Below are 1,690 nucleotides of genomic sequence, written 5' to 3' on the forward strand. Positions count from 1 at the left end.
TTGCTAACTGGTTTGATTTATTGTTAAGTTCTTGATACGTTAATTGCTTATCTTCAAATACTAATGCAATATTATTCGGATTTTGTTTTACTTGTTCTTCAAATAGCTCATATATCGTCTTATCTCTAGGATATTCACTATCCGTCTGGTTCCAGTCATAAACTATCGTTTGGTAGTCTTGTTGTGATAGTGCTAAAACTTCTGATATTTGTTTATGACTATTATTAATTAAACTCTCAAGTAAAACTATATAGCTATTTGCTATCTGCCAAATATATTCTAAAGAAAATAAATCTTCTCTGTACTTAATCCTAAAGTTACAAACATCTGCTGCTTGCTGATATTCTAAAACAAGCTTCGCTCCAGCGATATCTATGTTATAGCGATGATTAACACTCAAACAACAATCATTAAAACTTAATGTATAATCTTTTAGGTTAGTTTGAGCAAAACTAATATCTAACAGCTTTATTGGTGATTGCTGAATTATCCTCACAATTGGTAGCCTACTATATTTTTCAGCTCCTGTATTAAATGACTGAATATCTCTAATCGCAGTATCTAGCAAACTATCAAAAGTTGTACCTGTATCAAAACAAACTGCTGAAATAAGAGTATTTATATTAGCTCCATATTTAAGCTCTTTTGCTTGTGATATAGCTATTGGGTACGTTAATGCCACATGAGTTTGATTTGTATATTTATTAAGTAAAACAGCAAATACTTGACTAAATAAAGTAAATAATGTTACTTTTTTAGATTTAATAAAGTCATTAATATTGGAATCTAACTTTATATCAAAGCGATACTCACTGACTGAATATGATCCTAAGCCTCCAATATATGGAATTTCAGTAATAGGTGGTAGCGATGCTAATTTTTTAGACCAATACTTATTCTTTAAATCTAATTCGGTTATATTTTCAACTTCTTTAATAAGTTTTTGATTAAGCTGAGCGATTTGAGTAGCTTGTATATCTAGTCGTAACTGCTCTAGTGTACAGTCATCACAATTATAATAATCACCTACTGTTGTAATAAACTCATCAAAAACACTACCATCTATTATCGCATGATGTAATACCATGATTAAATCATATTTACCATCACCCCTCTTAAACAAACCAAAACGATATAAAGGATCTGTATCAAGTAAGAATGCCTTACTAACATAATCATACTGATTATCAGTATTATCAAAAACTTCAAGTTCTTTTATAATTTGATTTTGCTGCCAATATAGCTTAGATTCTATTTCTACTAAATGACTATTAAGGATTACATTATTTTTAATTACTCTTGTAAGAGCATTGGATAGTCTAGCAATGTCTAAATCACCAGAGATCGTCTGGTCAAATATAATATTATAATCACTTCTACTAGGATCTATCTGATACTCGTTCCAAAACAGTCTCGTGTAGTTATTTGCAATAATCATTCACTTACTAAGACTTAAACATTATTTATACTATACTTGTTGTACACAACAAGCCCACAAAACCCATACCTGATAATACTTTACTTCTTAACTTCAATTTCATATTCCCTTTTTTTTAAATTATTAAAGATTAATTATAGATTATAGTAATGTAAATTACAAATTTGCAAATAATAATTATTGATAGACTTTTAAAAATCCATAAGTCTAACTAACACTCCATATTGTAAAGACTTTTATACAGACCAATAG

The 1,690-nt window shown here is 28.8% G+C and carries 1 protein-coding gene; it reads right to left on the minus strand.

Annotation, left to right across the window (positions count from 1 at the left end):
* Positions 1-1,438: condensation domain-containing protein (locus FTPG_RS09520; protein ID WP_004286350.1), on the minus strand; the 1,438-nt coding region annotated here is incomplete at its 3' end.
* Between the last annotated feature and the right edge of the window lie 252 nt (positions 1,439-1,690).

This window comes from Francisella philomiragia subsp. philomiragia ATCC 25015 (genome assembly GCF_000156715.1).
Taxonomy (GTDB): domain Bacteria; phylum Pseudomonadota; class Gammaproteobacteria; order Francisellales; family Francisellaceae; genus Francisella; species Francisella philomiragia.